This window comes from Streptomyces sp. NPDC032198 (genome assembly GCF_040636975.1).
Lineage (GTDB): Bacteria > Actinomycetota > Actinomycetes > Streptomycetales > Streptomycetaceae > Streptomyces.
On record NZ_JBEZVL010000017.1, the window covers coordinates 178,031 to 199,078 of the forward strand.

At 68.7% G+C, this 21,048-nt stretch carries 17 protein-coding genes and 2 pseudogenes; 13 read left to right on the top strand and 6 right to left on the bottom strand.

Annotated elements, in window-relative coordinates; translation table 11 throughout:
- Positions 1-5 precede the first annotated feature (5 nt).
- The 5 genes from AB0E78_RS36505 (at position 6) to AB0E78_RS36525 (ending at position 6,589) form a co-directional block, all read left to right on the top strand.
- Complete coding sequence (locus AB0E78_RS36505) at positions 6-1,256, top strand: MFS transporter (RefSeq protein WP_361842280.1); 1,251 nt, start codon at positions 6-8, stop codon at positions 1,254-1,256.
- Positions 1,253-2,560, top strand: coding sequence for an amidohydrolase (locus AB0E78_RS36510; RefSeq protein ID WP_361842283.1), 1,308 nt, complete (start codon positions 1,253-1,255; stop codon positions 2,558-2,560). Before AB0E78_RS36505 ends, AB0E78_RS36510 begins: the two co-directional genes overlap by 4 nt.
- 1 nt (position 2,561) lies before the next feature.
- A complete protein-coding gene (locus tag AB0E78_RS36515) occupies positions 2,562-3,509 on the top strand; it encodes an alpha/beta hydrolase (RefSeq protein WP_361842286.1) in 948 nt (315 codons plus the stop codon).
- Between the two features lie 73 nt (positions 3,510-3,582).
- Complete coding sequence (locus AB0E78_RS36520) at positions 3,583-5,061, top strand: amidase (protein ID WP_361842289.1); 1,479 nt, start codon at positions 3,583-3,585, stop codon at positions 5,059-5,061.
- 838 nt (positions 5,062-5,899) lie between these two features.
- Positions 5,900-6,589, top strand: a complete 690-nt coding sequence (locus AB0E78_RS36525; protein ID WP_361842292.1) for a hypothetical protein — start codon at positions 5,900-5,902, stop codon at positions 6,587-6,589.
- Positions 6,590-6,926: 337 nt separating this feature from the next.
- Here the strand turns inward: AB0E78_RS36525 and merB are convergent.
- Both merB and AB0E78_RS36535 read right to left on the bottom strand, forming a co-directional pair.
- Positions 6,927-7,061 (bottom strand): annotated as a pseudogene (merB, locus tag AB0E78_RS36530) (organomercurial lyase); the annotation flags it as partial.
- Between the two features lie 285 nt (positions 7,062-7,346).
- Positions 7,347-7,832, bottom strand: a complete 486-nt coding sequence (locus tag AB0E78_RS36535) for an ester cyclase (RefSeq protein WP_361842295.1) — start codon at positions 7,830-7,832, stop codon at positions 7,347-7,349.
- 33 nt (positions 7,833-7,865) lie between these two features.
- Between AB0E78_RS36535 and AB0E78_RS36540 the strand changes: the two genes are divergently transcribed.
- The 5 genes and pseudogenes from AB0E78_RS36540 to AB0E78_RS36560 all read left to right on the top strand — a co-directional run bounded on the left by AB0E78_RS36540 (position 7,866) and on the right by AB0E78_RS36560 (position 11,960).
- A complete protein-coding gene (locus AB0E78_RS36540) occupies positions 7,866-8,444 on the top strand; it encodes a PadR family transcriptional regulator (RefSeq protein ID WP_361842298.1) in 579 nt (192 codons plus the stop codon).
- 20 nt (positions 8,445-8,464) lie between these two features.
- Positions 8,465-9,439, top strand: coding sequence for an NADPH:quinone reductase (locus AB0E78_RS36545; protein ID WP_361842301.1), 975 nt, complete (start codon positions 8,465-8,467; stop codon positions 9,437-9,439).
- A 213-nt stretch (positions 9,440-9,652) separates the two neighbouring features.
- Positions 9,653-9,790: pseudogene (locus AB0E78_RS36550) on the top strand (IS630 family transposase); the annotation flags it as partial.
- 271 nt (positions 9,791-10,061) lie between these two features.
- Positions 10,062-11,723 (top strand): glycoside hydrolase 43 family protein, encoded by a 1,662-nt coding sequence (locus tag AB0E78_RS36555; protein WP_361842304.1) that lies wholly within the window; start codon positions 10,062-10,064, stop codon positions 11,721-11,723.
- Between the two features lie 33 nt (positions 11,724-11,756).
- On the top strand, positions 11,757-11,960 hold the full coding sequence (locus AB0E78_RS36560) for an RICIN domain-containing protein (RefSeq protein ID WP_361842307.1): 204 nt from the start codon (positions 11,757-11,759) through the stop codon (positions 11,958-11,960).
- A gap of 519 nt (positions 11,961-12,479) precedes the next feature.
- Here AB0E78_RS36560 and AB0E78_RS36565 read toward each other — a convergent pair.
- The gene (locus AB0E78_RS36565) at positions 12,480-14,198 is read right to left on the bottom strand and encodes a cellulose-binding protein (protein WP_361842310.1); all 1,719 of its coding nucleotides are present in this window, start codon (positions 14,196-14,198) and stop codon (positions 12,480-12,482) included.
- 371 nt (positions 14,199-14,569) lie between these two features.
- Between AB0E78_RS36565 and AB0E78_RS36570 the strand changes: the two genes are divergently transcribed.
- Positions 14,570-14,938 carry a hypothetical protein gene (locus AB0E78_RS36570; protein ID WP_361842313.1) on the top strand — a complete coding sequence of 123 codons (369 nt, stop codon included), beginning with the start codon at positions 14,570-14,572 and terminating at the stop codon, positions 14,936-14,938.
- Positions 14,939-15,372: 434 nt separating this feature from the next.
- Here AB0E78_RS36570 and AB0E78_RS36575 read toward each other — a convergent pair whose 3' ends face one another.
- Positions 15,373-16,803, bottom strand: coding sequence for a non-reducing end alpha-L-arabinofuranosidase family hydrolase (locus tag AB0E78_RS36575; RefSeq protein WP_361842316.1), 1,431 nt, complete (start codon positions 16,801-16,803; stop codon positions 15,373-15,375).
- A gap of 558 nt (positions 16,804-17,361) precedes the next feature.
- Here AB0E78_RS36575 and AB0E78_RS36580 point away from each other — a divergent pair.
- A complete protein-coding gene (locus AB0E78_RS36580) occupies positions 17,362-17,718 on the top strand; it encodes a TetR family transcriptional regulator C-terminal domain-containing protein (protein ID WP_361842410.1) in 357 nt (118 codons plus the stop codon).
- Between the two features lie 184 nt (positions 17,719-17,902).
- Here the strand turns inward: AB0E78_RS36580 and AB0E78_RS36585 are convergent, their stop codons facing one another.
- Together AB0E78_RS36585 and AB0E78_RS36590 are read right to left on the bottom strand one after the other, a co-directional pair.
- The gene (locus AB0E78_RS36585) at positions 17,903-18,091 is read right to left on the bottom strand and encodes a group II intron maturase-specific domain-containing protein (protein ID WP_361842319.1); all 189 of its coding nucleotides are present in this window, start codon (positions 18,089-18,091) and stop codon (positions 17,903-17,905) included.
- A 446-nt stretch (positions 18,092-18,537) separates the two neighbouring features.
- Positions 18,538-19,431: an alpha/beta hydrolase gene (locus tag AB0E78_RS36590; RefSeq protein WP_361842322.1), complete on the bottom strand. Its 894-nt coding sequence runs from the start codon at positions 19,429-19,431 to the stop codon at positions 18,538-18,540.
- A gap of 154 nt (positions 19,432-19,585) precedes the next feature.
- Here AB0E78_RS36590 and AB0E78_RS36595 point away from each other — a divergent pair, with 154 nt between their 5' ends.
- A complete protein-coding gene (locus tag AB0E78_RS36595; protein WP_361842325.1) occupies positions 19,586-20,815 on the top strand; it encodes a glycosyltransferase in 1,230 nt (409 codons plus the stop codon).
- Positions 20,816-21,048 lie beyond the last annotated feature (233 nt).

Here is a 21,048-nt window from a genome sequence, read left to right on the forward strand (position 1 = left end):
GCCGTGTGTCTGCTCCGCCCCCGCAGCCCGTCCGCAGAACCGTCCGGATCACGATCGTGCTGCTGTTCACCGCCTGGCTGGTCGACTACGCCGACCGGCTCGTCATCAACCTGGCCCTGCCCTCCATCGGCGACGAGTTCGACGTGGGCCGCGGGGAACAGGGCCTGATCGTCTCGGCGTTCTTCCTCGCCTACGCCCTGTGCCAGATCCCCGGCGGCCTGCTCGCCGACCGGCACGGCGCCCAGCGGGTCATGCTCTGGGCCCTGTTGTCCTGGTCGGTGTTCACCGCGCTGACCGGCTTCGCCTGGTCGTTCGGCGTCCTGCTGCTGATGCGGTTCGCGTTCGGCGCGGCCGAGGGCGTCTTCCCGCCCGCCTCGATGAAGGTCCTCGTGGAGCGGACGACACCGGCCGAGCGGATGGGCGCCAACGGCGTGATCATGAGCTCGAACGCCCTCGCCGGGGTCCTCACCCCGCTCCTCGTGGCACCTCTGATCGCCGCTTTCGGCTGGCGCTCGGCGTTCTTCTCGACGGCGGCGCTCGGCGTCTTCGTCGTGGTGGCGATACGGGTGTGGCTCCCCGCGCCGCTGCCGGTGGCGGAGCTGGAGCCCCGCGTCGACCGGCGGCGCGCCGGGGGTGTCCTGCGCAAGGGCGTGATCTGGCGCTTCAGCACCATGATGTTCGGCTATAGCCTGATCGTGTGGGGTCTCAGCACGTGGATCCCGTCCTATGTGAGCGAGGAGTACGGCGTCTCGCTCGCCTCGACCGGGGCCCTCGTGGCGATTCCCGGCCTCGCCGCGACCGGCGCGATCGTCGTCGGCGGACGGCTCGCGGACCACCTGGGCGGCCACCACCGCAGGGTGATCGTGCCCAGCATGACGACGGCCGCGGTCACGTTGCTGTTCATGGTCTTCTCGCCGTCGCTCATCGGTTTCATCGTCTTCGGCACGCTCGCCACGACCGCCGTCTCCCTGTGCTACATGCCGATCCTCGCCGTGCCGCTGGGCGGCCTCGCGCCCGAGGACGTCGGGGTGGGCAGCGGAGCGATCATCTTCGGCGGCCAGGTGGCCGGCATGGTCGCCCCACCCGTCATCGGCGCGCTCGCCGACGCCTTCTCGTTCAAGGTGGCCTTCGCGTCCCTGGTGCTCGGCGCGGCCATCGCTCTTGTGATGGCGCTGCTCACCCCGCAGGACACCGCCTCCTTCCGGGCCGCCACCGGCGCACCCGAACTCCCCGCGCCCGCAAAGGAACACTCATGACCGCGACCTCCGCCGCGCGCCTGCTGTCCGGCTTCCCTGAGCGGCTGCCCGTCCTGCTCGCCCTGTACGAGGACCTGCACGCCCACCCGGAGCTGTCCTTCCAGGAGTTCCGCACAGCAGCGGTCGTCGCCGAACGGCTGCGCAAGCAGGGCTGGGAGGTCACCGAGGGCGTCGGGGGCACCGGCGTCGTCGGAGTCCTGGCCAACGGCGAAGGCCCGGTGGTCCTGCTCCGCGCCGACATGGACGGGCTGCCGGTCGAAGAGCGGACGGAACTGTCGTACGCCTCCCGGGAGACGGCCGTCGACGGCGAGGGCAACAAGGTTCCCGTCATGCACGCCTGCGGCCACGACATGCACGTCACCTGTCTGCTCGGCGCGACGGCCCAACTTGCCTCCGCCCGTGGGGCATGGCGCGGCACGGTCGTCGCCGTGTTCCAGCCGGCCGAGGAGGTCGGCGGGGCACCGGCCATGATCGAGGACGGCTTCCTGGACCGCTTCCCGCGCGCCGACGTCTGCCTCAGCCAGCATGTGTCCCCGGCCCCCGTCGGCCTCGTCGGCACCCGCCCGGGGACGGTGATGGCCGCTTCCGACAGTCTGCGTGTCCGCCTCTTCGGCCGGGGCGGACACGGGTCCACGCCCGAGACCACCGTCGATCCGATCGTCATGGCCGCCGCCGTCGTCATGCGGCTGCAGACGGTCGTCTCCCGGGAGGTGGGGGCGGCGCAGACCGCCGTGGTGACCGTGGGCTCGCTGCACGCGGGCACCAAGGAGAACATCATTCCCGACACCGCCGACCTGCGGATCAACATCCGATCCACGACTCCCGCCGTACGGGACCGGGTCCTGGCGGCTGTCGAACGGATCGTCCGCGCCGAAGCCGCCGCGTCCGGCGCCCCCAAGGAACCCGAGATCACCGGATTCAACCCTTTCCCGGTCACCGTCAACGACACCGGGGCCACCGGCACCGTACTGACCGCGATCGCCGAAGTCCTGGGCGGGGAGCGGGTGTTCACCCTGCCCGAACCCCTCACCGGTAGCGAGGACTTCGGCACTTTCGGCACCGCCCTTGGTGTCCCCTCGGTCTTCTGGCACTTCGGCGGCGGCGACCCGGCCCTCTTCGAGCACATCGACCCCGACACCTTGCTGACGGACGGCCTGCCCGACACGGTCCCGGCCAACCACTCCCCGTACTTCGCCCCCGTACCCGAACCCACGATCCACACCGGCGTGACGGCGCTGCTCGCGGCGGCCGCCCACTGGTTGTGCGCCGAGGATGAGCGTGCCCGCGACGGAAAGGAGAAGTGACGTGCCTCTCGACCCGCACATCGCGGGCTTCCTGCGAAGCGTCCAGCCGCTCGGCGCCCCGGGGCCAGGGGAGAACGCTGTTGCCCAGGTCAGAGCCCGGCTGCGGGCGCTGACCGTGGGTCAGCACTACCCGGCTACGAGGCCCGAGGTCGCGACGGTGACCCCCACCGTGCTGGCGGGATCCCTCCCGGCCCGCGTCTACCGGCCGCACACCGAGACGCCCCTGCCGACACTGGTGTACCTGCACGGCGGCGGCTGGGTGGCCGGTGACCTCGACACGCATGACATGCACGCCCGGACTCTGTGCCGTGAACTCGACGCCGTTGTGGTGAGCGTCGACTACCGGCTCGCGCCCGAGCATCGTTTCCCCGCCGCGGTCGACGACGCGTACACCGCCCTGACCTGGGTCGCACGGCACGTGGACACGTTCGGCGGCGACCTTGACCGGCTGGTCGTCGGCGGTGACAGTGCGGGGGCGACGCTGTCCGCCGTGTGCGCACAGCAGGCCCACGCCGACGGGCTGGAGCTGGCCGCCCAACTGCTGGTCTACCCGAGCACGGACATGGCTGGCGCGTACCCGTCGCGGGTCGAAAACGGCGAAGGCTACTTCCTCACCACCCCAGAACTGCACTGGTTCTTCGAGCAGTACCTCGGAGTCCGCCACTCCGATCCCGCCCCGGCCGCATTCGGCGACGACCCGCGGGTCGCGCCCCTGAGGGCGAAGGATCTGGCCGGGCTCGCCCCAGCCGTCGTGGCCACCGCGGAGTACGACCCGCTCCGTGACGAAGGAGACGCATACGCCGAAGCGCTACGGCGTTCCGGGGTCCGCGTCGAACACCGGCGGTTCGACGGCCTCGTCCACGGCTTCTACGGCATGGGCCACCTCAGCCCTGCCGCCGGCGCGGGGACGGCCTGGATCAACGCCGCACTCAAACGGCTGATCGGCTGACTTGGGCGACACCGCCCTACGGCCGACTGCCTCCGCCTCTGCCCTCATCAGTCCATTCCTAAAGGACGTCCGCATGAACCCGAACGACTCCGGTGCCGAGCTCGTCTACCTCAGCGCCACCGAGGCGCGACGGCTCTTCGAAGCCCGCGCACTCTCCCCGGTGGAGCTGATGCGCGCCGTCATCGACCGCGCGGAACAGACCGAACCGGTGATCAACGCCTTCACCGAGCAGCTCTTCGACGAGGCACTCGAACAGGCCCGGCACGCCGAGGTCCGCTTCCTCGGCAAGGACGGCCTGACGCCGCGCCCGCTGGAAGGCATCCCGGTCGCCACCAAGGAGAAGCACGCCATCGCCGGGCACTCCCTCACCGAGGGTTCCCTTGTCAACGTCGGCAACACCGCGACCGAGAACGCCCCGGTCATCGACCGGATCCTGGACGCGGGCGGCATCATCCACGCCCGCACCGCCACCCCCGAGTTCTCCATCGCCACCTTCACCCACAGCCGCCTGTGGGGCGTCACCCGCAATCCGTGGAACCCCGATTTCACCCCCGGCGGCTCGTCCGGCGGCGCCGGCGCCGCCCTCGCCGCCGGTACCGCGCTGCTCGCCTCCGCCTCCGACATCGGCGGCTCGACCCGTATCCCCGCCGCCTTCACCGGCACCGTCGGCTTCAAAGCCCCGTACGGCCGGATCCCCGGCGTGGCACCGCTGTCCGCCGACCACTACCGCGGCGACGGCCCCATGGCACGCACCGTCGACGACTGCGTCACCTTCGCCAACGTCCTGGCAGGACCCGACCCGCGCGACCACGTGTCGCTGCGCCCGAAACTCGTCCTGCCGGCCGAGTACGACGCGGTCGCGGGGATGCGCATCGCCCTGTGCCTGAGCCTGGGCGCCTACGACGTCCACCCGGAGATCGAGGCCAACACCCGCGCCGTCGCCCGCGCCCTCACCGACGCGGGCGCGATCGTCGAGGAGATCGAACTCCCGTGGACCAAGGACGACCTCCTCACCAGTGCCGCCGCACACTTCTCCACCATCTTCGGCGCCCTCGTCCGCGAGATCGAAGCCGAGCACCGCGACCAGATGTCGCAGTACGCGGCAGCCTTCGCCGACACCATGGCCGTCGCCCGTGAGCAGGTCAGCTACCTTGACGGCCTGCGCGTGGAGACCCGACTGCAGCGCGAACTGGGGGAGATGATGGCCCCCTTCGACGCCCTGATCTGCCCGACCACGGCCGTCCCCGGACTGCCCGCCGGAGACGACCTCCTGGGCCGCTTGGTGGTGAACGGTGAAGACCACGGCGAGCCGTTGTGGGCGGCGATGACCCTGCCCTTCAATATCAGCAACCGCTGTCCCGTCCTCAATGTGCCCAGCGGCCAGTCCAGTTGGGGAATCCCGACCGGCGTCCAGATCGTCGGCCACACCTACGACGACCCGACCGTCTTCCGCATAGGCAAGGCCCTGGAACAACTCCACCCTTGGGCCTATACCCCAAACCGCCGGCCGACCGTCCAGCCGACGCCTCTCGTGCAGAAAACCGCCCGTTGATTCCCGACCGGTCTCATCGATCGGGCGGTCACGGATCTGCCTGAACTGTGGCTTCCATGCAAAGAACGAATGACGGCAATGCTCCCTTACCGCAGCAGCCGTGCTGGGAGGATGGGCGGGTGCTGTCCCGGGTCCGGGGTCTGACTCACCAGTTGGTTGACCGAGGTGTCTTGGAATCACAGTGTCGACTGCTGGCTGTGCGCGGCCCTGTTCGTGGGCATCGCGGTGCTTCCCGCGCCGTTCCTGCCGGCCGCGACCACGGTGATCCCCGTCGCCCTGCTGATCCGGGCGACGATTCGTGGCCGCCGTACGATGTGCTCGTCACGGGGCAGAAAGGGCCACACAGTATTGCGGGGTCGGGCGCCCCGTACTTTCTGATCTCCACCAAGGGAGCCCGTCGCTTCGACGACCTGTTCGGCACGCCGCACGCCGACCGGGACGTTCTCGGTTGAGCCTGAGGCGTCGAACCCGTCGGCCTCAGTTCCCGGGGCGCCGACGCGTTCCCGTGGTATCGGTGCCCCGGGTTGAGGCTGGTCCGGCCGTGGAGGGGAACTCGTCGCGGCCGGTACTGCCCACTCCCGAGTCTGTCCTGGACACCCCTCGATCAGTTTCACCTCTGCGCGTTTCCGCTACGCCATGAGGCCACACCCGTGCCAGAGCTCGAGAGCCACTCTGGAGGGCGTCCTGACTCCGGCGGACTGCATAAAGTTCGCAAAGAAGCAGCTCAGCTGTGGAATCCGACGGTGGCCGAGTGGATCACGTCCAGTAGCGTCACCTCCGTATTCGACCAAGGATGCGGGCTTCGGGGGAGACAGGCATGGGTAATCTGCTGTTCAACGTGACCACGGCAGCGCTGATGGTGCTGATGTTCAAGGCGGGCCTGGCGCTGATCGGGCCGGACTCGATCCCGCAGCGGCGCATACCCTGGGCCGCCGCGGCCGTGCTCGCGGTGGCGCTCGCCGGCGTTGTGACGCAACTCAGTTGGGCGGGGGCCATGGACACCTTCGACGCGGATCCGAGTAAGCCCGGCTGGTGGCGTGTGGGCACCTCTGTCTTCATGCAGAACGGCGGCTTCCTGGGCGGGGCTTGGAACATTGCGACGGTCGCCGTGGTCGCGGCCCTCGCGGAGTGGTTCTGGGGCGGGCCCTTGATGATCGGCCTGTTCGTGGCCGGGATCCTTCTTCCACAACACATCGACTCGCTCTTCATGGAAGCGAGCCGCAGCACTGATCCCCGTAACTTCGCAGGCAGTTCGGGACCCACCTACTTCCTCGCTGCGACCTTGGCTGCCGGTCTGCTGCTGCGCGCCAAGAACCACAAGGACCGGCTGCTCGCCGTTGCGGCACCCGTGCTCGGGCTGGTGATGTGGTTCGCCCAGGAGAACGGGCACGGACTGGTCGTCGTGTACGGGTTCGGACTGGGCGCCCTGGTGGGGGGAGTTGGGCACCGGATGGTCCGACCCGACCTCGATCCGCGGAAAACGCCGCGCATCACGGTAGGTTCTCTGGCGGCGACGTTCCGACGCTAGTCAGACAGGACGGCGTCGGGTGTGGCCCGTGTCTCGCCGCCCTGAACTGGTTCGTGTTGCCCGATGAACGAAGGGCGAAAGCGAATCTGCCCTTTGCACGTCCACGAACAGCGTTGCCCGCGCCGTCACGGACGCCTTGCAGCCGCGCAACGTGCTCGTGGTCGGCATGCTCGGGATCGGAGCCCTCGCGGGTGGCCTCGCCAGGCTGGCATGGGGGCTCCTCGGTGCGCTCTGCGCGGGAGTGGTGCCCGCCGCCTATATCGAGTTCGAACGGGGCGCCGCAGGCGACGTCGCCGGCCGGGCCGGTGCAGGAGCGCTGGACGACGTAGACCACGGCGGTGGGCGGCTGCCCGGTCGTGTGCCCGCCGGTGGAGGTGACAGTGATGGTGTCGCCGGTGACGGGGTCGGTGCAGGTGATCACGGCGTCGGTGCCGAGCATGTCCGGGATGCCGAGGGCATCGATCGCGCACATCGCGAAGACCTCGATCCCGCTCGCGAGGCGGACGCGGTGGGCACGGTGGAGAGTGGGTACGCCGCCCGGATGCGGCCGCGGTCATCGAGGCTCCCGGCACAGCACCGAGGCCGTGATCGGCGCGGTCACCGGCACACGGGCCGCCCCGACCACGGCCCTGCGAGCACTTCCACACCCGGCCCGGTCACGTCAGCGATGACAAGACGTACAGCTCTCACCGCAACGGGCGCTGTCTGCGCGGAGACGCAGGATCAAGAAGACCGACCTCATGCGGTGCTACGAGGTTCACGGCGCCGGTAGGGCACCGATCTGCTGCATCACCCCGAGGAGGTCGGGCTGCCCCCGTTCGCCGACGATCCGGCCGTCGGCCAAGTAGTAGAAGTTCATGGCCTGCACCGAGATCTTGTTGCCGCTCGCCGGGATCCCGAAGAATTCACCGTCGTGGGTTCCCCGCATGGTGAACCGCGCGGCCACGGTGTCGCCTTCGGTGACCGACTCCTCCAGCGTCCACTGGACGTCGGGGAAGGCGCTGCGCATCAGCCCGATGACTTCCATGTACCCATCGGGCCCCCGCAGTGGTTCCGGGTGGCTTGGAGCGTGGAACACCGCGTCCGGAGAAATGACCTCGCGGGCGAGATCCTCGTTGCCCGTGTTGATGAACTCGACGAAACGGTTCATGACTGACTCGGGGGACTGCGATGGCATCTTGCTGTGCCTCTCCAGAGATGTTTGGGCGGGTGCCTGCGAGCGTAACATCGAATCGATGTTCACATCGATTCGATGTTGGCGTGCGAAGATGGACTCATGCTGGAACTCGCGATACTCGGCTTCCTCGCCGAGGGACCCCTGCCTGGACATGAGCTGCGCCGCCGCGTCTCACAGCTGACCGGCTATACGCGGCCGGTCAGTGACGGCAGCCTGTATCCGGCGATCAACCGTCTGACCAGGGCGGGCTTGATCGAGCGGCGCTCCGACCCGGCCGCGGGGGCGGCCCGGTACGTGCTCAGCCTGACCGCGGCCGGACGGGCCGAAATGCTTCAGCGCCTGCGCAAGCCCGCCGACCACGAGATCACCGACTTCACCCGGTTCTACGTCGTCCTGGCTTTCCTCTCTCACCTGCCCGACGTGGCCGAACAGCACGCGGTGCTGCGCAGACGGCTGGAGTTCCTCGAAGAACCGGCGAGCTTCTTCTACGACAACGAGCGGCCCGTGCGTGCCGAGGAGATCGCCGACCCCTACCGGCGGGGCATGCTGCTCACCGCCCGCGCCACCAGCCGCGCCGAACGGACCTGGCTGCGCGAGACCCTCGGGGAGCAGCCGCCCGCATTCGACACCGCATGCACCGACAGCGACCCACATGCGCCCGCCGCTCCCGCGAGCTGACTGCCCACGGAGGTACCCCCATGCTTGCTTCCTGGTACGACGACCAGGGCCCCGCCGCCGATGTCCTGCACGTCGGTGAACTACCTGATCCCGTCCCCGGCCCCGGCGAGGTCCGCGTCCGCGTCACCGTCTCGGGCGTCAGCCCCGGCGACACCAAGAAACGGCGCGGCTGGCTCGGCTCGTCCATGCCCTACCCACGGGTGATCCCGCACAGCGATGCCGCCGGAGTCATCGACGCCGTGGGCGCCCAAGTCGACGCCCGCCGCGTCGGACAACGGGTCTGGGTATACGGCGCCCAGTCCTACCGCCCCTTCGGCACCGCCGCCCAGTACACCGTCGTACCCGACCACCAAGCCGTACTTCTGCCAGACCATCTGACTGATGAGCTGGGCGCGAGCCTCGGCATCCCCGGCATCACCGCCCACCGCGCCGTCTTCGCCGACGGCCCGGTCGACGGCCAACTGGTTCTGGTCCACGGAGTTCTTGGCGGCGTCGGCTCCCTGGCCGCCCAGCTCGCCCACTGGGCCGGCGCCACCGTGATCGCCACCGTCCGCCGAACCGCGGACCTCGACCGTGTCGACCCGGCCGTCGCCCACGCCGTCGCCCTGGATACCGGCGAGCCCGCCGCGGCCATCCGCTCGTACGCGCCGCGGGGCGTCGGCCGCATCATCGAGGTCGCGCTGTCCGACAACGCCGATCTCGACAACGCCGTCGCCGCCAACAACGCTGTCATCGCCGCCTACGCCACCCGCACGGACCGCACCGAGATCCCCTTCTGGCCCCTGCTGTTCAACAACGTCACCCTGCGGCTGCTCGGCAGCGACGACTTCCCCGCCGAGGCCAAACGCCAAGCCGCCCGCGACCTCACCTCCGCAGCCGCCGTCGTCACCGTCGCCGTCGGCGACCGTCACCCGCTGGACGACATCGCCAAGGCCCACGACCACGTCGACGCCGGCGGTGGCCACGGCCGCGTCCTGCTCACCATCCCCCAATAGCGCAGACTCGGAACACTGCCCTGCTCAACTGCCTACGAACCCATCTTCAAACCGGTGAGAGGCCTGCCCGAGGTACGGGTACAAGGGGTCGAATCCAACCGAGCAACAGGAGGCCCCTGGTGCTGCAGTCTTCCGTGCCGGCATCGATGTCGTTCAACTCGGTGTCTCTCTCGTCTGATTGTCTCGCTCCCCGGTTCGGGAACGCTTGGGACCGCCGCGTTCGACGTCGCCACGGGCGAGGTAATCACGGCCCTGCACCGCCGGCACCGGGCCGCGGAGTTCGAGAAGTTCCTGATCCGGATCGACAAGGAGGTGCCCGCCCACCTGCACGTCCATCTGATCGTCGACGACTAGGGCACCCACAAGACCCTCTTGGCCGGGCTCCGACGGGGACAGCCTCCCGGAATGACCACGAGGAGTTGGCCCGGACGACTTCGAGAGCCCCGAAGCGCGCACGATCACCGAACGACGACTGCTGTGGGCGAGCCGCCAACTGCCCGCTGATCGCCCGGCGTTGACACCTCTCCTTCCCCCTCCTATATTCCCGTTCGGCAGACAGAACCATGTCCGAAATATCGAACTTCCACTCTCGGTCCCCCACACGTGAGGAAGCTGATCTCGCATGTCCTGGCTCCAGCACCCCCACAGCCGCCGGAGAGTCATGGCGGTCACCGTCGGCCTGGTCGCGGGCGCCACGCTGCCGACGATGCGCGCGGCGGCGGCCACGACGGCCCAGCAGGAGCGGTTCACCAACCCGGTGATCTGGCAGGACTTCGCCGACCTCGAGGTCATCCGCGTCGGCGACACGTACTACTACACCGGCTCGACCATGCACTACTCGCCGGGCGCGCCCGTCCTGCGCTCCTACGACCTGGTCAACTGGGAGTTCATCGGCCACTCGGTGCCCGTCCTTGACTTCGGCGACGCGTACGACCTCAACGGCGGACGGGCGTACGTCCAGGGCATCTGGGCATCCTCGATGCGCTACCGCCCCAGCGACGAGACCTTCTACTGGCTGGGCCAGATCGGCTTCCAGCGGTCGTACGTATACAGCGCCACCGACGCGGCGGGCCCCTGGACCCGGCACGCCGAGATCGGCAGCATTTACTACGACGCGGGGCTGGTCTTCGACGACGACGGCACCCCGTACGTGGCGTACGGCGCCAACGAGATCCGCGTCGCGCAGCTCGCCCCGGACCTGCGCTCCGAGGTCAGGTCCGAGCACGTGCTCACCAAGCCCGCCGAGTTCGGCCTGATGGAGGGCTCCCGCTTCTACAAGATCAACGGGAACTACTACATCTTCGTCACCCGCCCGGCCGACGGCACCGCCGGGCAGTACATCTGGAAGTCCACCTCAGGCCCCTTCGGCCCGTACGAGATGCGGGAGGTGCTGTGGGACCTGTCCCGCCCGATCCCCGGCGGCGGCGTGCCGCACCAGGGCGCGCTGGTCGACACCCCGAACGGCGACTGGTACTACATGGGCTTCATCGACGCCTATCCCGGCGGCCGCGTCCCCGCCCTGGCCCCGGTCACCTGGAACGCCGAGGGCTGGCCCGAGCTCCAGCTCGTCGACGGCGAGTGGGGCAAGACATACCCCTACCCGGTCACCCCGCGCCCGCTCCCGCCGCTGACCGGCGCCGACACCTTCGAGGGGACGGCCCTGGCGCCGTACTGGGAGTGGAACCACAACCCCGACACCGCCGCGTTCACCGTCAACGACGGGCTCACCCTCAGGACAGCCACCGTCACCGACGACCTCTACAACGCCCGTAACACCCTCACCCGCCGCATCCAGGGCCCCGCCTCCACCGCAACCGTCGTGCTCGACTGCTCCGGGATGGCGGACGGCGACCGGGCCGGGCTGGCGATGCTGCGGGACTCCTCCGCCTGGATCGGCGTCACGCGGCAGGACGGCGTCAGCAGGCTGGTGATGTTCGACGGCCTGACCATGGACGCCCGCTGGAACACCAGCAGCACCGGCACCGAACAGGCCCGCGCCGACCTCCCCGCGTCCGACAGCCGCGTCTGGCTGCGCGCCGCCGCCGACATCAGCCCGGGGCCGGGCCGCCAGGCGACGTTCTCCTACAGCACCGACGGCACCACCTTCACCCGGCTCGGCCCGGCCTTCACCATGAACAACGCGTGGGAGTTCTTCCTGGGCTACCGCTTCGCCGTCTTCAACCATGCCACCAGGGCCCTCGGCGGCAAAGTGCGGGTGGAACGCTTCGACTTGCGCGCGTGCGCGCCGACGGCGCAAGCGGCCACTGTGGACGCGAACGCCTAGTACGTCGCGGTCAACCGCAACAGCGGCAAGGCATTGGCCGGGGCGGTCGGAGCTCCGCGGACGGCCCCGCGGTCACGCAGTGGGCCCGGGACCATCCAGCAGTTCCGGTTCGTGGACTCCGGTGACGGCTACTACCGGTTGAAGGCGAGGTGCTCCGGCAAGCTGCTGGACGTCTCCAGCTGGTCGACGGCCGACAGCGAGGTCCGAAAGAAACTTGGACCGGGCACCAGTAACTAGGTGTGTGCCACGCGGGTCAGATCTCTCCGAACTTGAGTGCCTACGACGCTCACGCTCACTTTCTGCTCAGGTCACGGCTGAAAGAGGTCCGGCCCGTCGATAGGCGATGGCATCCCGCTTCGTGGTGCAGCCGATCGACCTGGGGGAGTGCCTCCCGGGGGCTGTGTCGTTGGGGATTCCGCTCCTTGCCTGGCAGCCGGGGCACCATGCAACTCTCCCTGGTGTACGGGCAGTTGAACCAGGCGGTGCATGATGGTCTGTCCCAGCGTGACTTACTTCGGCTGCTTGAGTCACTGCGTTCGGCGGACGGACTCGAACTCGTCCGGTCCGTGGCCGAGCGGATGTTCCAGGAGCTGATCGAGTCCTAGGTGACGTCGAGGATCGGCGCGGCCGGCGCCCGGAGCCGATCCGCCGCTTGCTTGTTTTCTGACCGCTGACGCCGGCGCGGAGGCCGACGGCCCGGCGCGTACGCCACGGATGGGTGGCGTTGCTGCCGGACCGTCAGTCACTCACGCGGTCTCACTTCCCGTGCAAACCCCTGCGGCGACGTCCGCGAAGCACCAGCACGCCGCCGGCAGCGATGACCAGCAGGCCACCGATGGCGCTGTACGTGGCGACAGCGTTGCTCGCCCCGGTGGAAGCCAGGTCGCCGGACGTGCTGTGCGGGGTCGGCCGGCCGACGCGTGCGCCGATCTCCCCCTGCGCACGGGTGCCGGTAGTGCCGGAGGCGGAGACAACCGGCGTGGGGGCGGTCGGGGTGGGGGCGGGCGTCGGCTTGTGAGCGCCTGCGGTCCCCGGCGCGGGCTTCAGCTGAAGAGTCGTGATCGAGTACGGCGGCAGCGTCTGTGCGGCCGCCGTGCCCCGCTTCGCCGTCGTCAGGGCGGTGTCTCCCTTGGCATACGAAACGGCCGTGACCGCCCCTGCGGCCGGGGTGTATCCGGCGTACGAGAGCGACACCTGCGCCGCGTTCTGCGGGTTCTTGTTGGTCAGCATGACGTTCAGACCGCCGGTGCTGTTCCGCACCGCGTGCACAGCAACCGACGAGTTGCGCGAGGACGACTTGACCATGGTGTCGCCGGGCTTCGCCAGTGCGGTCAGTGAGCGGATGCCCCAGTAGGTGGGGAAGGGCGTGTCGCGCGGCGGTTCGCACTTCCCCCCGACGCAGGTTCCGGCGGAGAGCACACCCCCGTCCTGGTAGTCGGTCTGGCCGTGGACGGTGGTGGGTGCTTGGTCCGTGCCGTTGTGCAGGTTCCACCAGTCCACATGGGTGGCACCCTGCTCGAACCAGGTCATGTAGGTGTCCGGCGCGAACAGGGCTGCGGCCTGGCTGGTCTGGGCGGGCGAGCCGACGGCGCCGTTCTCGGTGACCGCGATCTCCACCGAAGCGGCGCGCGAGCCCGCGTACTTGGCGATCAGTGAGCGCAGCGAGGACGTCACACCGGCGATCCGGGAGGGGGTGTTCAGCAGGTCGGCCGTGGTGGTGCCGCCCGGATACCAGTGGACGATGGTGAAGTCGATCGACTTTGCCGCGATGGAGAGCACCGTGTTGTTCCAGTCGGCGCTGTCACCGGGGGCCTTCTCCTTGTCCGGCCAGTAGCCGGGGGTGGTGAGCACCGCTCCGATCTTCACCTTCGGGTCCACGGCCTTCATCGCCTTCGCGTAGGCGACCAGGTTCTTCGCGTACTCCTTCGGGCTCTTGTCGGCGTGCGTGTCGTTTTCCCAGCCCTTGCCGTTGCCGTAGTGCCCGTTGCCGTACACCTCGTTGCCGATCTCCCAGTACTTCACGCCGTAACCCTTGTCGACGTTGGCGTACTTGACCCAGTCGGCGGCCTCCTGGGGGGTGCCGGAACCGTAGTTCGCGGTCACGATCGGCCGGGCGCCGACCCTCTTCGCGGTGGCCATGAATTGGTCGAAGTCGGTGTTGGAGGGGATCCAGCCGCTGCCGTCGCCGTAGGTGTGGGTCTTCCAGTGGTAGTCGTCCGCGCCGGAGCCGCCGGGAAAGCGCAGCTGCCGAACTCCCGCGGCCTTCATCAGCGATGTCACCTTGGCGTCCCCCATGTGCTCGTCGCCGTAGCCCGTGTTGAGGCCGACACCACTGCTGGGCACCGTGCCCAAGGAGGTACCGGCATCCACACGGATGTCGACGGTCGGCGCGGCGCCCGCGCTGGGCGCCATGGCGCCGACGCCGACCGAGGCGGCGAGCGCCGCCACCGCCCCCGCGACAAAGCGCCGGCGCATCCGGCTACGGCGGGGCGTGCGAACCCAAGGCATCGGCTGCTCGGCGGGTCTCGGGTCGTCTGATGACACGTAATGCTCCGATCAGGGTGTTAACTCAGAGGGCGTGACGCCGCTGACCACGGCTCGCCCTCGTCGGTACACCCCTAAGTGGCCACTCAGAGCGGAAAGGTTGCCGTCTCAATCGTTCTTTTCGCCGAGACGCGGTCGCACCGTCTCACCGGACCCGGTGATCCCGTGCCCCGATGCGCAGGTGACACGCCCGGGCTCCCTTCCCACCTCGACGGCCCGAACCACATGCTTCCGGCCGCACACCGCCCCGCGGTGGCCGAGCGGCCGAAGCCGGCGGGTCATGAGGTTGATCATCGCGAGAAGTGGCCGCGCGGCTCTTCGCCTACGGAGACCTTGAGCTGAATGTCTGCCGCAGCCGCGAGGTTTTCCTCATCTACGTCCAGACCTGGCGTGACGTCGTCGAACTCCCTCTGTCGGCTGTCAGGGGGGACGGGCACCTTCCCGGCAGGGCTCAAGCACGCGGACGTCGTTTCCGCCTCGGCCAGAGCGGGCTGTTCGTGGAAGCCGCATGCTGCGCTGACCTTCGGCAACCAGGGCTCATCACGGCGATCGCGTCAGGAGCGAACTTCACCTTCGAGATCCCCGAGGGCGAGGAACCCGTACTGAACGTCATGGGCCTGCCCGGCGACGGACACGACTGCTCCGCACGGACCGCAGGCCAAGATCACTGACGCGAAGCACCGTCAAAACTCGTGAAGACCTTCCCCCGGAGATCGCCAATCGCCGCTCAAACTGGTCGACAAACGCTGTCACTGAAGGTGAACGAAGCCAAGGTGGGCGTCGGCGCCGAGGCGATGATCTCGTAGGCGCAGCAGGAAGACGACGTGGGTCCAGGGGAATGACGGCGACACGGACCGATGCCCGGGATGGGCTTGTGGAATTCTCGGCACACCACGGTCGGCAGGCGGATTCCTGGTGGCGTCATAGGGCTTCGGCCCGTACCCACGATGAGAGGCCACGGAAGAAAGGACCCCCAGCCGGCGCGCGGCTGGGGGTCCTCAAGGCGGTGAGTATCGGTCAGCAGGTGGAGTTACCCATGCCGTAGAGGGCTCGTCCACGCGGCGGCGGACCGGCACCCCGTCGCGATCACCGTGGATCAGGCGGGTCAGCGCTGCAGGGTGAGCAGGCCCGGCCGGTACGGCAGTTTCAGGTAGTCGGGTTCCTGTGTGTTGTTTGGAAGGCCCTGGTAGAGGAACTGCAGGTTGCAGGGATCGATGGTCATGGTCTGGTCGGGGTTGTTGCGGACCAGGTCACCGTGGCTGACGCCCTGGGCCCAGGTGGAACCGCTGTTGGCCTGGCCCGCGAAGGGGTTGCTCTCGCTGCCGGCCTGGACGGTCCACGGGCCGTTCAGGCTGGAGGCGGTGAACGAGCGGAAGTAGCGCTTCGTCCCCTGTGCCTCAACGATCATGAGGTACTGGTTCTGCCCCTGGACCTTGTAGACCTCCGGCGCCTCGAACAGAAGGTCCCGTGCGTCGCTCATGACCGTCGTGTAGGAGGAGCCGAAGTTGCCCGGGAAGTTCCCGATCGGCATGCTTGCCCGGTAGATCTTGCCGTTGTCAGCGGCGAAGAACAGGTACATGTTCTGGTCGTCGGCGATCATGGTCGGGTCGATCGGGGCGTTCTTCTGGTTCGCGTCGGGGCCGTCGGGGAGGCTGCCGGTGAACAGCGGCTGCCGGGCGGACCAGCCGTTGGGGTTGGTGGGATCGCTGGACGTGCGGTAGTGGAGCGGCCACTGACCCCACTGGGACACCATCACCCAGATGTTCTTGGGCGCGAAGTAGAACAGTTCGGGCGCCACCGCGTCGTCGTTCATCTGGGTCTGGGTGGCCGCCCCCATGTCCGACCAGTTCGTGAAGGTACTGAACCCCGTCGAGCCCCACTTCGTTCCGTTGGAGGTGGTCGAGTAGACCAGGTGCTTGCCGTTGTACGTGGTGGTGGTGAAGTCCTTCAGCGCGAGCTGTCCGTTCGCCGGTTCCGCCAGCGGGCCGGTCGAGGTCCACCGGTAGGTCGACGGGAGAGCACATGCGTTGCTCGCTCCGGAGAGGCCGGTCCACTTCTGGTTCGCGCCGCCGTGGCACGACCAGAGCCGGGCCTCCGTGCCGTTGGCCTTGCCCCAGCTCGAGGCTTCCAGGCACAGCCCGGACCGCACGCCCACGATCGTGCCGTCGGGGTTCACCCGCCACTGCTGGTTGTCACTGCCGTTGCACGTCCAGATCTGCACCGGGGTCCCGGCCTTGGTGGCGCCGCCCCGGGCATCCAGGCACTTGTTGCCGTAGACGGTCAGCTGGTCGCTGTCCGTCAACGTCCACTGCTGGTTGGTTCCGCCGTGGCAGTCCCAGATATGCACGTTCGCGCCGTCGGTCTGGCTGAAGCCCGCCACATCGAGACAGCGGCCGGAGTCAACACCGCGCACGTCGCTGGTGGTGGCCGCCTGAGCCGGACCGGCGACGAGCAGCGCCGCCAACGCGGCCAGGGCCGCGACCACAGCGGCGAGCACCGTGGACGGCCGCCTGAGGCTGAAACTACGTCTGCGCATAAGGACCTCGTCATCCTTGAGCAAGCGACTCCGGTGTGGCCCTTCAAGGGCTGCCCGGATGCGGGTGTGGCGGGACTCCGATTGTTCGACATATCGAACAGTGATCGAAGTACCGATCGAGAGAATGCTAGGCATCCCATGAATGGCGTCAATACTTCTCGCAAGATCCGCGGGTAGAAACGTTCGCAGGCTGAAACCAGGCGGCTTCAAGTCCCATGGCTGTAAGGGCCTTTGGTGTGAGGACCAGGTAGCGGTGCGGGCGTACCAGCAGCCGTCGACAGGGGTGGTGGCCGTGCTGCACCGCATGTCGCCGCTCTGCCTTGAGCCGTCGCTCGCCAGGGCCTCTTGGGGCATCCATACAGCGCTCCCGTAACCGCCACCACCATGGGCACCAGGACCGTGCACGCTGTCTAGTGGGTGTCTGAGAAGCCCCGTTCAGGGCAGGTGAGTTGGTAGTCCCTGCGCTGATGGAGGCCGAGACGGCCGCGGGCCGCGCTGGAGCGCGCCAATGCCGCCACCGAGCAGCGGGCCGCCCGCACCATCGCCGGCGCCAACGGCCTGAACGCGTTCCGCAAGTTCTGCGTCGAGATCATGCCCCTGGACGACGAGCGTCTCAATGAGGCCCGCGTGGTCATCGGCTTCTGGAATTACGCGGTAGCCGATCAGGAACTGATCGGCGTCTACGACCAGGCGATATCGCGCTGGCGCGATCAGATGCTCTCGTATCTGCACACTGCGGCTGAAGCGGGAGAGATCAACCCATCCTGCGATCTCGATGCGTTCTTGGACCTTGCGATGGCCACGCTGATGGGACTCCAGATCAACGCGATCTTCGCGGCTCGCCTGACCACACCCTCCCGCCAGTTGCGGATACTCGACGGACTCATCGCGGGGTTGCAGACCGGCACCTCATGATTTGAGCACGCAGGCGCCGACGTACTCACCTGTGGATCAGTTGCATCTGATCCGCCCCTTGTGTCACAACGGGTTCTCAATCGGTCGCAGCGGCGCCCGTCAGGTGGAGTCATTTCGCACCTACGGAATCGGGTCCCCCAGGCACCGGGTGGAGTCAGAACTGACCTACGAGTGGCGTCGACCGTCACCTACGAAGCCGACTTGTTGGGGTGCATGCGTCTGGCCCACCGGTAGGTGAGCCACCACACGTAGTGATCCAGCACCGTGCAGATGCTGCTGGCCACCACCCCCGGTAGCAGGCTGCCCAGCCCCGAATGATCGGGTTGAGCTTGGCGATGACCGCCGTCGCGTTCAGGCCGCGCAGAGCGCGCACCTCGTCCGTGAGCCTCTTGCGGATGCGCCTGACCGCGTCCGCGCTCGGCTTGATCAGCCGCTTGCGATGTCGGTGGCGGCGGACGTTGAACCCAAGGAAATCGAGGCCTTCTTCGAGGTGGACGACGCGCGTCTTGGCCTCGCTGAAGACCAGCCCTCGGGGCTCGGTGACGCGGGGCAGGTGCGGGGCAGGGCGGTCGTCATGGCTGGCTCACGTTGTCGGTCGGGACCAGGAATTCCTCTGCTCCGGTCGGTGGGCTCGCATGTGGGCGGGGCCGGCAGGAGCGCCGCCACTGTCGTCGGCTGCTGCTTCATAGCGGCAGCGAACGTCGACACCGTGGCCGGTGGGGCGGTCGCAGGGACCTTTCCGGGCAGGCCGGGCAGGCCGGGCAGGCCGGGCAGGCCGGGCAGGCCGGGCTGGGCTGGGGGTTGGCAGGTCGGCCGACGTCAGGCGCTGACGAAGTGTTCGACGGGGTTGAGGTAGGGGAGGTCGTCGAGGGACTGGTCGGTGAAGAAGCGGGCCATCAGGTCGGCGAGGTCGCTGTCCCGTTCGATCTGGACCAGGTGGTCGGACTCCTTGATGGTGGTGAAGCGGGCCGCGAGGCATTGGGCGACACCTCGTCCCACGACGGGTGGGGTGATGGTGTCGTGTTCGCCGGTGAATACCAGGGCAGGGGCGGTGATGGCCGGGTGGGGGAGGCTCCACGGGTGTGTCAGGAGACGTTCGTGGTGGGTGATGTCCATGGCCAGCTCGCGCTCGGTGAGGCTGGCGAACCTCTGCCCCATGAGGCGGGCCACCGCGGCCCGCCGTCGCACGACTCCGTTGCCGGGCGGGGCCATGAACTGCTTGACCATGTCTTGGGCCATGGCGTCGAACAGCCCGTCGTCGACCATGCGGCGCCATCGTCTGGCCGACGCGACGTACTCGGGGGAGACCTCCGCCGCGGTGCCGCCCAGCATCAGCCGGGCGATCTTGTCCGGGTGTCGTTGGGCGTAGCGCAGGGCGATGGAGGCGCCGAAGCAGGCGCCGAAGACGTTGACGCGCCCCAGGGCCAGCGTGTCGGTGGCGTGGCAGACGGTGTCGGCGAGGAAGTCCATGCCGTACTCGACCGGCAGCGGGTCCGCGCAGCCGTAACCGGGCAGCTCCAGGGTCAGCACGGTGGCGTGCGGCAGCAACCACCTCTCGTAGCGCAGCCAGGAGAACCGGTCTTGCGAGGAACCGCCGAGGACCACGACGGGCTCGGTGGCCGAGCTGCCCGCCGAGGCGGTGCGGGCCACGAACCGGAAACCCTCAAAGGCCAGTTCGTGCTCTGTTGTCTGAATGTCGATGCTGTGAGACATCCCGCCTGTATACCGTCGGCGGCCGCTCATCGAGGGCATTCTCCGGGCCGGTTCATCCGTGCGGGCGTCAACCCGGCCTCGCCTGTCCGCTCTTCTAGGCGAGGCCGGGGTGCCGCGCCGCTGCCGCCGTGCCGGTGCCTGCATACTCGGCCGCATGCGGACACTGCTGGTCACATGGGGCACCACGGGGGACGTGGTCCCCTACGTCGGCCTGGGCGTGCGGCTGAAGGCCGCGGGGCAGGAGGTCGTAGCCGCCACCTCCGAGCGCCACGCAGCCGCCTTCCGCCGCCACGGCATGCCGGTGCACGTGCTTGCGCTGGCCCGGCAGGAGCAGTCCGCGCTGGCCGCCGACCGGTGTGACCGGTGGCAGAGCCCGGCCCGGCTCCGGCGCCGGATGCACAACGCCCAGGACATCGCCCACGTGATCGCCCGTGGAGTCCTCGACGCTGCCGGGCAGGGCGTGGATGCGATCCTCGCCCACCCGCTGGCCCACCCCTTGTGTGCCGTGATCGCCGAGGGAACCGGCCTGCCCTGTACCGGAATCTACACGGCGGCCCCCGGGATGCTCCTGCCCCGGCTCAGCGCCGGCAGCACGATGCCCGCCCACAGCTACCGGCTCGCCGAGCGCCTGGCCCAAACAGCCATGAGCCCGCTGTACGCTCCCGCCCTTTCCTGGATCAGACGCGAGCTCGGGATGCGGCAGCACAAGAGCGGCACCCTCGCCTCCGTCCTACGCGCCCAGCGCGTGCTGCACGGATACAGCAGCGCATTGCTGCCCCAGAACACCGCTCTGCCCGAGGGCCACACATGCGTGGGGTACTGGTGGCCGGCCCCAGAGCCTGGCTGGCGTCCCGAGCAACCCCTGGCTGACTTCCTTGCCGCAGGACCCGCCCCTGTGTACTTCGGGTTCGGCAGCGTCTCACCGGGCTCCGCACAGCAGCTGAGCGCCACGATCAAACAGACTGTCCGCAGGCTCGGGATCCGCGCGGTGGTGCAAACCGGCTGGCAGGGCCTGGACGTCTCCGGCACTGACATCCTGACCATCGGCGAATGCCCCCACCACTGGCTCTTTCCCCGCATGTCCGCCCTGGTCCACCACGCCGGGCCCGGAACCGTGGGGGCCGGCCTACGCGCCGGAGTCCCGGCCCTACCGGTGCCCCTCGCACTCGACCAGCCCTTCTGGGCTCGCCGTCTGACTGCATTGGGCCTGGCCCCCACCTCCCTCAACGCACGCCGTCTGACCGCACGGAAACTGGCCGAGGCTCTGCACACCACCCTGCACGACGAGCGGTATCGCAACCGGTGCTTGGAACTCTCAAGGATCATCGGCACCGAAGACGGAGCGGCAGCCACAGCCACATCGCTCTCCACCCGTCGGCGGTAGCCGAGGGCTCCGCTGACGGGATTCACAACTGAAGGACGCCTCGCGGTGCGCACGACTATGTATGTCCGTAGAGAAGGTCGGAGAAGGTCACAGCGGCATACAGGTCACCGAGGCTGCGTGCGGGACGGCTTCGGCAAGAGCGCCACGGACCTCGTTCCTCGACAGGACAGCAATGGACCGCTCGGCGTGCCACCGGCCGGCCTCATACAAGGCGCCGTGCCCACCGACCCGCT

Coding starts and splice junctions, on each gene's coding strand:
- AB0E78_RS36510 (WP_361842283.1), top strand. CDS start 1,253: ATGACCGCGACCTCCGCCGCGCGCCTGCTGTCCGGCTTCCCTGAGCGG.
- AB0E78_RS36520 (WP_361842289.1), top strand. CDS start 3,583: ATGAACCCGAACGACTCCGGTGCCGAGCTCGTCTACCTCAGCGCCACC.
- AB0E78_RS36540 (WP_361842298.1), top strand. CDS start 7,866: ATGCTGGAACTCGCGATACTCGGCTTCCTCGCCGAGGGACCCCTGCCT.
- AB0E78_RS36545 (WP_361842301.1), top strand. CDS start 8,465: ATGCTTGCTTCCTGGTACGACGACCAGGGCCCCGCCGCCGATGTCCTG.
- AB0E78_RS36555 (WP_361842304.1), top strand. CDS start 10,062: ATGTCCTGGCTCCAGCACCCCCACAGCCGCCGGAGAGTCATGGCGGTC.
- AB0E78_RS36565 (WP_361842310.1), bottom strand. CDS start 14,198: ATGCGCCGGCGCTTTGTCGCGGGGGCGGTGGCGGCGCTCGCCGCCTCG.
- AB0E78_RS36575 (WP_361842316.1), bottom strand. CDS start 16,803: ATGCGCAGACGTAGTTTCAGCCTCAGGCGGCCGTCCACGGTGCTCGCC.
- AB0E78_RS36590 (WP_361842322.1), bottom strand. CDS start 19,431: ATGTCTCACAGCATCGACATTCAGACAACAGAGCACGAACTGGCCTTT.
- AB0E78_RS36595 (WP_361842325.1), top strand. CDS start 19,586: ATGCGGACACTGCTGGTCACATGGGGCACCACGGGGGACGTGGTCCCC.